Source organism: Pedobacter sp. 05L430 (assembly GCF_056397585.1).
In genome coordinates, this window is the sequence record NZ_JBFTNT010000253.1 from 1 (window position 1) to 9,461 (window position 9,461).

The window sequence follows — 9,461 nt, forward strand, 5'->3', positions numbered from 1 at the left end:
GATGCAAGGTCCGTAAGTAACATTATCCACCTCGGAGGAACAATATTAAAAACAGCACGTTGTCTGGATTTCAAAACTGAAGAAGGACTAGATATTGCTTTTGAAAATTTAAAAGCAAGAGACATAGATGGACTAATTGTCATCGGTGGAGATGGAACTTTTACAGGAGCCCAGAGATTTGCAAAGAAACATGGCGTAAAAGTTATAGGTATTCCCGGAACTATTGATAACGATTTATACGGATCAGATTTTACTTTAGGATATGATACGGCAATAAATACAGTTATTGAAGCCATCGACAAAATCAGAGATACCGCCGACTCGCATGACAGGTTGTTCTTTATTGAAGTAATGGGCAGAGATTCGGGGTGTATCGCCTTAAGAAGCGCAATTGCCAGTGGTGCAGAAGCTGTTTTATTACCTGAAAGGGAAACTAGTGTTGATGAATTGGTGGCGCAACTGGAAGCAGGTGCATCTACTAAAAAATCTTCGAGCATAGTTATTGTTTCTGAAGGACATAAAGACGGTGGAGCTTTTGACATTGCCAAAAAAGTTAAGGAGAGGTTTAACCACTATGATACAAAAGTGACTATCTTAGGCCATCTTCAACGTGGAGGCAGCCCGAGTAGTTTCGACAGGATACTTGGAAGCAGACTTGGCTTTGCTGCTGTAAATGAACTTTTGAAAGGAAACACCATGCAAATGGTTGGCCTGCGTGGTAATGATATACACACCACCACTATTGAAGAAGCACTTACAAAGCATAGCTTTAAATTGGAAAGTGATTTATTGGAAATGACTAAAGTCTTATCAATATAAATATGATTGCAGTAGTTTATAGCGGATCAAAAACAGCGTTCTGGAAAATTGCACGGGATGGAAAAACCATCGCCGAATGCACTATGCCCGGTATAAACCCTTGTTTTAACGATCAAAAAGCAATACTGCAATTTTTAAATAAGAAGGCTACGCTGATTAATCATGCCGAAAGCATAAAGAAAATATATGTGTTTGCTGCAGGAGCTTCCTCAGTAGAAAGAAGGAACGAATTGGCAGAAACGCTTGGTATCTTCTTTAAGTATAGCAAGATCACCGTTAAGGATGATCTATATGGAGCAGCAATTTCAGCGTGTTACAACAACAGTGGCATCGTGGGTATATTAGGCAGTGGTGCCAACTGTGCATATTTTGATGGTAAAAGCCCCGAGAAAAATAACTTTGGCCTTGGATTTATTCTGGGCGACGAGGGTTCAGCAACCTACCTGGGAAAGATTCTTGTAAAAGCCTTTCTTCAGGAAAAATTACCAAAAGATTTGCAAAGTGAGTTTGAGGTTAAATACAATCTGGACAGACCGCAAATACTTGAGCGTGTGTATAAAAAACCAATGGCTCAGCAATTTTTCAGTTCTTTCTTCGATTTTTTCCTTGAAAACCGCAACCATAAATATATACTAGATCTAATAGATAAAGCGTTTGAAAGTTACTTCAATATATATCTGTTACCAACAATAAAACTACATCCTGGAAAGGAAATACATTTTGTAGGTCTTGTTGCAGGAACATTTCAGGAGCAACTAAGGGAAACAGCAGAAAAACACGGATTAAAAATAACATCAATTACTAAAGAACCAATATATAATTTACTAAACTACTATTCAAATTAATAAGATGAGCAAAATTGGAATAAACGGCTTTGGCCGTATCGGCAGACTGGTTTTTAGAGCTGCTTTAAAAAGAGGATTAGATATCGTTGCAATCAATGACTTAGTTGAGCCTGATTACATGGCTTATATGTTAAAGTATGATACTACACATGGTCGTTTTGATGGTACTATCGCTGTAGAAAATGGAAATCTTGTAGTAAACGGAAAAACCATCCGTATCACTGCTGAAAAAGATCCGGCAAACTTAAAATGGAATGAAGTTKGTGTAGAAACTGTTATTGAGTCGACTGGTTTATTCTTAACTCAAGCAGACGGTGCAAAACACATTGCTGCAGGTGCAAAAAGAGTGGTATTCTCTGCTCCGGCAAAAGACGATACCCCTACTTATGTAATGGGTGTAAATCATCATAAATTAACTGCAGACCAAACGATCGTTTCAAATGCATCTTGTACTACTARCTGCTTAGCACCAATTGCTAAAGTATTAAATGATAATTTTGGTATAGTAGAAGGTTTAATGAGTACTATTCACGCGGTAACTGCAACTCAAAAAACAGTTGACGGTCCTTCAGCTAAAGACTGGAGAGGCGGACGTGGTGGTTTCTCTAACATCATCCCTTCATCAACAGGTGCTGCTAAAGCTGTAGGCTTGGTACTTCCTGAATTAAAAGGTAAATTAACTGGTATGTCTTTCCGCGTTCCTGTAGCCGACGTTTCTGTAGTCGATCTTACTGTACGTTTGGAAAAACCTGCTACTTACGAAGACGTAAAAAAAGCCATGAAAGCTGCCTCTGAAGGTGAGTTGAAAGGCGTATTAGCATATACTGAAGACGAAGTAGTTTCTTCTGATTTTATCGGTGATGAGCATGCATCAATTTTTGACGCTAAAGCTGGTATTTCATTGAATGATAACTTCGTTAAAGTGGTTTCTTGGTATGATAACGAATGGGGCTATTCTAATGCATTAGCTAAATTCGTAGAGTACTACGGAAACTTAAAGTAAAACCCGTTCATACAGGTTTATATTTGGTTAGAAAAGGGATGTGCGTGGATGCGACATCCCTTTCTTTATTTCTAGCCTCTTATACCCCATGTATTTCAACCAGTAAGACTCCCACACTAAGGTTCAACATGTGTTAATAATTCTGTTAATTGTATTGCGATATTGAATGCTAATATAGGCATCTACGCTATGTATCGAAGGTCTTGTCCCCCATTTTGTCCCCGTGTTTGTCCCTATTAAATTTATTAGAATCATCCATCAGTACGGCTATTAAATCTCTTTTGAGTTCGCTGTTAAACCGAAAGGCTGGCTGAACCAACCCTACCCGCAATAATGTGTTATGTGCCATAGTTATATTAAATTATAGCACTCAAAAACCAAGCTTTCAAAGCAATTAAGGAACGGAATAAATGGGCTATAAGGCTGCTATGTGAGCGTTTATGCCATAGTTTCTTTAAGCGTGTTGTGGTGACAAGCTTAACTTTGTGTAATGATTAATACACTCGCGAATTCACACTTCGTACCTATTTGTAAACACTTATCCGCGTTCTTTTCCAAAGCAGGTAGTAACCAAGTGCCACTCCGAGAATTGTCATGGCAATGGCTAGACCACCATCTTTTACTTTATATTCATCACCGTAAAGTTTTATATCAGTGCTAGTAATAAGTAGACCGAGAAGAACTAACAGTAGCCATATGCCGCAAATTACGATGGTTGTTATCCACTTGTATTTGGGAGCAATCCAATGCGCCAAAGTTACTGAGAGGAAGGAGATTATCAATCGACTTGAGGCATAATTATACTGCTTTAAGGACGGCTTAGGGGGAATAAAGCCTCTTCATATTGGTATCCCAGTAAACTTCAGTAGCACTTCTCCATGTCCAGTCCATGTTTTTACGATAAAACATAGAGTTACCTTGCAATTTCAATTATGTCATATTGGGATGTGGTACTAGCATACCTTTGCACAAAGCAGGTATTCTACCCATATATCAAAAAAATTATTTGCGGACACGACTCAATGTTTCCTGAGACATCCCAAGATAAGATGCGATATATCCAAGTGGAATTCGATTAAGTAAATATCCTTCATGAGATAAAAAACGTTCATATCGTTCTTTTGCAGATAATGTGCGTAAAGAAATTGCCTGTTCCTCTGATCTTACATAGTATGCCTCAATCAGTTTTCTTCCAATATAATTGAACCGAGGATGTTTTGTATAGATTTCCTCCAGATGACTTTTACTCAATTGAAGAAGCTCGCAGTCCTCTATTGCTTCGAGGTATTCCACTGAAGGATTTCCAGTAAAGAAACTATTAACAGACACAACGATATCATTCTCTATTAAGATCCAAGATACCTTTTCATTCCCATCAGAATCGATATAAAAACTTCGTAAAGCACCAGATTTGATAAAATAAACATGCTTACTAATATCTCCCGGTAAGAGCAAATATGTCTTCTTGCAAACAGTCAATACTTTACTTTTTGAGAGAATATCAGAAATAACATCGTCGTTAATTGACTGGATGGCAAGAAGCTTTTTAAAAATTGAAGAATGGATATCATCAGCCATATCGTTTTTGATTTTTGTCAAAAGTAGAGTAAAACTAATCATTTAACTTGCCCAAATCAATAACTGATCAATTATGAAAATAGACAACTACATCATTAGTAAATTAACCTTTATGAAGGTAATTTTCCCTCTATTTTACGGACTTTTTGTAGTGGCATTAGGTGACAAACTTTCATTCCCCATGTTTGCCTATCTTTTGATAGCTCTGTTAAATCTTGAGACCTCGGCACTAGGGATTATTGGATATGGGAGTATCTTCTATCTCATATTTACCGGCTTTTATCACTTCGATAAAAATTGGAATTATCGATGGACAATAGCTTGTAGTTTAGCACTCGTACTCTTAACTGCAATACCCATATATTGCAACATCATTAATGGTGGTCGCTACGTATTTATCTTCATTGCCATTGCATTACTGATGGCTGCATTTGTTATATACGGCAGTATTTTAGGCCTTCGCATATTAAAGTTTGCAAAAGATTAATGTAGTTTACTTTCATTCTCCAGATCCATATGTAAAAACCATTTTATGAATGTCGTAACTTATCCCTTCATGTACCATTGTTTTACTTTTCTCTGGTAAGAATTTGAAACCGACTGACTCATAGCATCTAATTGCCGCATAATTCTTTTCCCATGTAAAAAGTTCAACAGTATCAATCTTAAAAAGTCGCTTAGATTCTTCTACTAGCAATTCAATAAAGTATCTGCCTAATCTTTGACCCCGAAGACTTGGTTCCCCCACAAGAATCCTGGCTAGCCTAGGGGCGCCACTTTCTTGAGGAATGATCTCACCAAAAGCAAACGGAAGCTTTTCTAAGGTATAACCTATATAAAGTAGACGATCTGGATAGGTATTCTTATAATCCTGGATTTGCTGTTCTGTTAAAGGATAAGAAAAATCTGTGCCCGAGAACTGAAGCAAAAGTTCAGCATCTGTCACCCAAGATTCTAATAATCTGAAATCCGAACTATCATATGGTTTTAGCATGTTGACGATATCTTGTATCAAATCTATAGCTATAGTATTATACTTCCAAACTCAATAAAAATCATATCTAAGATAGGTCTTAGTTCATCATCTGATCAATGTCACACTTCCTTTTAATGGTTTATCACTTTTGCTGCTTTTTATCTGATAATAATAAACTCCAACCGGAACATCAGTGCCTTTGTAGCGACCATCCCATACGGGATTTAGACCCCTCGTTTGAAAAACCAGCACTCCATATCGGTTGTAAATTGTAATCGTAGCACTAGGATCATTTTCCAGTCCGGCAACATACCATAAATCATTTATGCCATCTCCATTAGGGGTGAATGCATTAGCCACAATGATCTCTTTACACCAAGAAACAACTTTATAAATAACTTTGGCGGTACAACCGTTTACATCCGTTACAGTTAACTTGTAGTCACCTGGCTTGGAAACGGTAAATGCATTGCTTGAGCTAGTCAATCCATTCCAATTATAGCTCAGATATCCTGGTTCAGCAATCAAAGTAACCTGTTCACCAGATGTTGTACAGATTTTAGAATCCAGGGGTTCAGTCAACAAAATCCGATCGTTTACTAAAACATTTACCACATTGCTTTTGGTTGTACAACCAAAAGCTGAGGTAACCTCTACAAAATAATTGCCTGCTTGATTTACCTGAATCGAAGATGTGGTTGYCCCCGTGTTCCATCGGTAAGTTGAATTCGGGGCAGTTGAGACACTTAAGCTTGCCGATTCTCCATAACATAAGCTTTTCGTTGGAACGGTATTTACTGAGATTACAGGAAAGGGGTAGATTTGCAAATTAAATGGGTTCGATTTCTTTTTACATCCCTCAATATTTTCAAAAATAGCCTCGTATATCCCAGCCGAGGATACCTGGATTTCCGTCTTATTCTCCATAGTCCTTAATTCAATACCGTCCTTATACCAATGTATCTTATGGCTTTTCGTGTTTTCGATCTTCAACAAAGCGATATCGCCGAAGCAATAAGTTGATTTATTGGGGGTAATAATAGGCGCAGACAATATAGCTATATCGATCGCCACGGCTGACGAGGTTACAAAACTCCCGGCACAATTACTCACCTCTACCCTATAACTACCTTTTGAACTAACCTTTAACTTAGCTACACTCTCCCCTACAATTTCAGCATCGTCCTTAAACCATCGATAGGTATAACCGGGTTTATCAATGGTTGAAAGTTCTTTGCTATTCCCCTCACACAAAGTAATTTTTGCGGGGTAGTTGAATGTAATTTCTGGAGTAGTCTCTGTATTTATGACAAAGTTTTTAGAATGCATGCTCACCCCTTCACACATGCCAATCAGTTCAGCCCTGTAACGTCCTTTATCCAAAATCCTAACAACTGATTTTCCTGCCCATTCAGGTAAATCCACACCGTTCTTTGTCCAATGAATAGATATTGCACCATTATTTATAGGATCTGTAAAGTTGGCATTAACTTCCAGGCTTTCATTTCCGCAAAGTGTAAAAATAGATTCCTCTACAGTTTCCATATCAGGGTCTTTATCATAAGTGAATCTGGCAAGTAGCTTTTCTTCATAAATTGCACCATCTAGTTGCGGATATACCTTTTTCACGCCCTGATCAGTAGCCAGCCAAATTACATTTTCACATATATACCTTGGATCATAAGCAGGTCTACTTCCCTCTGGAGAAAAACTTCTATAATCAATTGCAAAATTATTGACCCTGGCATTTAGTCCTGGCAACTTTTTAAAACTGACCTCTTCTATAGGAACCCAATCAAACAGCATACTTTTAACAAACTTTTCGGTGTAAAATAATCCAGTATTGGAGGCTGCCAATACAAATGTAGTGGGCGATAATACGTTAAACATCCGTAATTCCTCTATCGAATTGATTTGTTCATTTTTAATTGGCTGCGTTAATCCAATACCACAACGCCCCCAATACTGAATATATAATCCATTATTTGTTCCCCAATATTGAGAATTCTGATTTATACCCATATAGTCACTGCCTTTATCATAATTAAACATAGTACAGTTAAAATCTCCATATGGGTCATGCTGCGGTATATTGGAAACATATATTGTGTAATCAATATGTTGAATTACACTTTCTCCCTGAGGCCATCCACATCTATAATTTACATCCAAATTTACTTTAAACTCTACTCCTTTGATACCTGATTTTGTAATTTTGTAGCCTCTGAAATCAAAGCCTTGTTCACGATAAATGTCATACAACATTACTGTATTATCATTTCTGATGATTCTATATAGATATTTATCAGTTGCAACCACCAGACGATCATCGCGCCAATAGTCATCAACATCAGGATAGGATTCAGTATTCTTCATACCATCAAGCTTTACGGCAATTCCATTTATCTTCGTAATTTCAGGATCATCCAGAGGAATCATGTTTTTGTTACCATTTTTAACATGAATAAGCCGTTTGGGTTTTACAGAAAAGTAAATATCCTGCGTACTATAGCCAGCAAGATCGTCCACCAGCTCTCCCACTGTTTGTGGATAAATAGAAAAGTCGCCAGCAAGCATCGATTTATAATAAACTATTCCTGATGCAGTTAATGCCCAGACCGTATGATCATCATATGTTATTATAATCTTTTTGATGTTTTCTCCAGAAAGGAAACTTTCCCCTGATCGCAATATCAATTGTGCATTTGCTAATGATATGCCAAGAACATAAAACAGGCAGATTAATAGAAATCGATGAGAGTGAAGCATTTTAGATATTTAACACTAATGTATTCAAAGTATAGCAAAATATACTTTGCTTTTTGAATTTCTATTTAAATCTATTACCTACAGCGCTAACTACAATGTTACCAAGTTATATTTGGATATTTAATGCCAGAATTTAACTTTGTTTAAACCAAATATTCCTCTTATCTCAAAATTTTATGAAAACTATTTTTTACGCCCTTTTAACAACCGTTGCTTTCTCAGCTTGTCAAGGCAATAAAGAAAATGCTGCAACTTATGCCCCGAGAGTGCTAACTGCAACAGAAAAGTTCAATTATTATCCCGAAACCAGAGGCGACACCTTAGCGCTTATTACTGCCGAAAGTGATAAAAAAGCGGCTGAAGAAACAGAAGAAGTATTTAATGTAAAATACAAGGATACAGTCATTCAAATCCAAACAAATCCGGCAGACAAAGCCTCCGCTATAGGTAAATTTTCTACTGCTGAATATGTAAACACTCAAAAAACCGCTTTACTGGTTCAAATTGCCGACAACTCAGGTCTGGTAGCTCCTGTATATTTAATCACAATAACAGATAAAAAACCAGACGTGATTAGCCTTTACAGAGCATCTAAAGGTAAAGAGGATAAAAAATATACCAAGGGAATTATCAAAACCGGAAGAGATGGTTATTTAGTTAATAATGATTTCTTTGTTGCCAATGTTAACGCTAAGGTTTTCTTAATTAAAAGACAAAACCCGGACGAAAGAATCCAGGGAGAATTCATGCTGAAATCTCCGGATAAACAAACATTTGCATTTCTAGGCGAAAAATCTTTCTTCCAGGTGCACTATCCTACAGGAAAAACATATGATCAACCTTTAAAAACTTTGCCAACCGCAAAAGGAAATGACCTGTTTGTATGGATTCAGGAAAACTATAAATGGGATAGAGATAAAGAAGGCATTTCACACTTAATCCCTAGCGACAACGATAAGATTGTCGATTTAAAATCATTCAAGTAAGCATTACAAGTTTTACATAAAAAAGCGCCTGTATCAACACTTATGATACAGGCGCTTTTTTATGTACATTAGATCAACAAAATAAAAAAACTGCATGAAAACATCATTTAAGGTCCCTTTATTTGCAATGATTGCGATTCTAACATCTTGTCAAAATACCGACAAAAAGTCGACAGCAGACGGCACGGCTTTATCATCCTCAAACCCCTTTCTTAACCAGAGTAAACTACCTTACCAGGCGCCTGATTTTGATCATATAAAAGATAGCGACTTTAAACCTGCTTTCGAGGAGGGAATGAAAATTCATTTAGAAGAAATCCAGAAAATTGCTGGCAATACCGAAACGCCGACATTCGAAAATACGTTTGTAGCAATGGAGAAATCAGGTGAAATGCTCACAAGGGTAAATCGGATATTTGGCCTTCTTACAGGTGCAAATACAAACGATGATCTACAAAAATTACAAGAAGAAATTGCACCTAAAC

General features: G+C 37.1%; 8 protein-coding genes and 1 pseudogene. 6 read left to right on the forward strand and 3 right to left on the reverse strand.

All coding sequences use genetic code 11. The features are described from left to right. The 3 genes from AC1DG9_RS21545 to gap all read left to right on the forward strand — a co-directional run. Positions 1 to 819 (forward strand): ATP-dependent 6-phosphofructokinase (locus tag AC1DG9_RS21545; protein WP_477635210.1); only part of this gene is annotated, 819 nt, incomplete at its 5' end. Positions 820 to 821: 2 nt separating this feature from the next. Continuing rightward, a complete protein-coding gene (locus tag AC1DG9_RS21550) occupies positions 822 to 1,664 on the forward strand; it encodes a hypothetical protein (RefSeq protein WP_172660766.1) in 843 nt (280 codons plus the stop codon). A gap of 4 nt (positions 1,665 to 1,668) precedes the next feature. Further along, positions 1,669 to 2,667, forward strand: a complete 999-nt coding sequence (gene gap / locus AC1DG9_RS21555; RefSeq protein WP_477635211.1) for a type I glyceraldehyde-3-phosphate dehydrogenase — start codon at positions 1,669 to 1,671, stop codon at positions 2,665 to 2,667. A gap of 1,002 nt (positions 2,668 to 3,669) precedes the next feature. On the opposite strand, the gene AC1DG9_RS21560 is transcribed toward gap, so the two are convergent. Further along, positions 3,670 to 4,266 (reverse strand): Crp/Fnr family transcriptional regulator, encoded by a 597-nt coding sequence (locus tag AC1DG9_RS21560; protein WP_337715682.1) that lies wholly within the window; start codon positions 4,264 to 4,266, stop codon positions 3,670 to 3,672. 52 nt (positions 4,267 to 4,318) lie between these two features. Between AC1DG9_RS21560 and AC1DG9_RS21565 the strand changes: the two genes are divergently transcribed. Continuing rightward, positions 4,319 to 4,732: a hypothetical protein gene (locus AC1DG9_RS21565; RefSeq protein ID WP_337715684.1), complete on the forward strand. Its 414-nt coding sequence runs from the start codon at positions 4,319 to 4,321 to the stop codon at positions 4,730 to 4,732. Between the two features lie 12 nt (positions 4,733 to 4,744). Here AC1DG9_RS21565 and AC1DG9_RS21570 read toward each other — a convergent pair whose 3' ends face one another. Further along, entirely contained in the window at positions 4,745 to 5,239 is a 495-nt protein-coding gene (locus AC1DG9_RS21570) for a GNAT family N-acetyltransferase (protein WP_337715686.1), read from the reverse strand. A gap of 87 nt (positions 5,240 to 5,326) precedes the next feature. Then, complete coding sequence (locus AC1DG9_RS21575) at positions 5,327 to 7,990, reverse strand: T9SS type B sorting domain-containing protein (RefSeq protein WP_477635212.1); 2,664 nt, start codon at positions 7,988 to 7,990, stop codon at positions 5,327 to 5,329. A gap of 176 nt (positions 7,991 to 8,166) precedes the next feature. On the opposite strand from AC1DG9_RS21575, the gene AC1DG9_RS21580 reads away from it, so the two are divergent. Then, positions 8,167 to 8,976, forward strand: coding sequence for a hypothetical protein (locus AC1DG9_RS21580; protein ID WP_172660769.1), 810 nt, complete (start codon positions 8,167 to 8,169; stop codon positions 8,974 to 8,976). A gap of 94 nt (positions 8,977 to 9,070) precedes the next feature. Further along, positions 9,071 to 9,461, forward strand: a pseudogene (locus tag AC1DG9_RS21585) (dipeptidyl carboxypeptidase II); the annotation flags it as partial.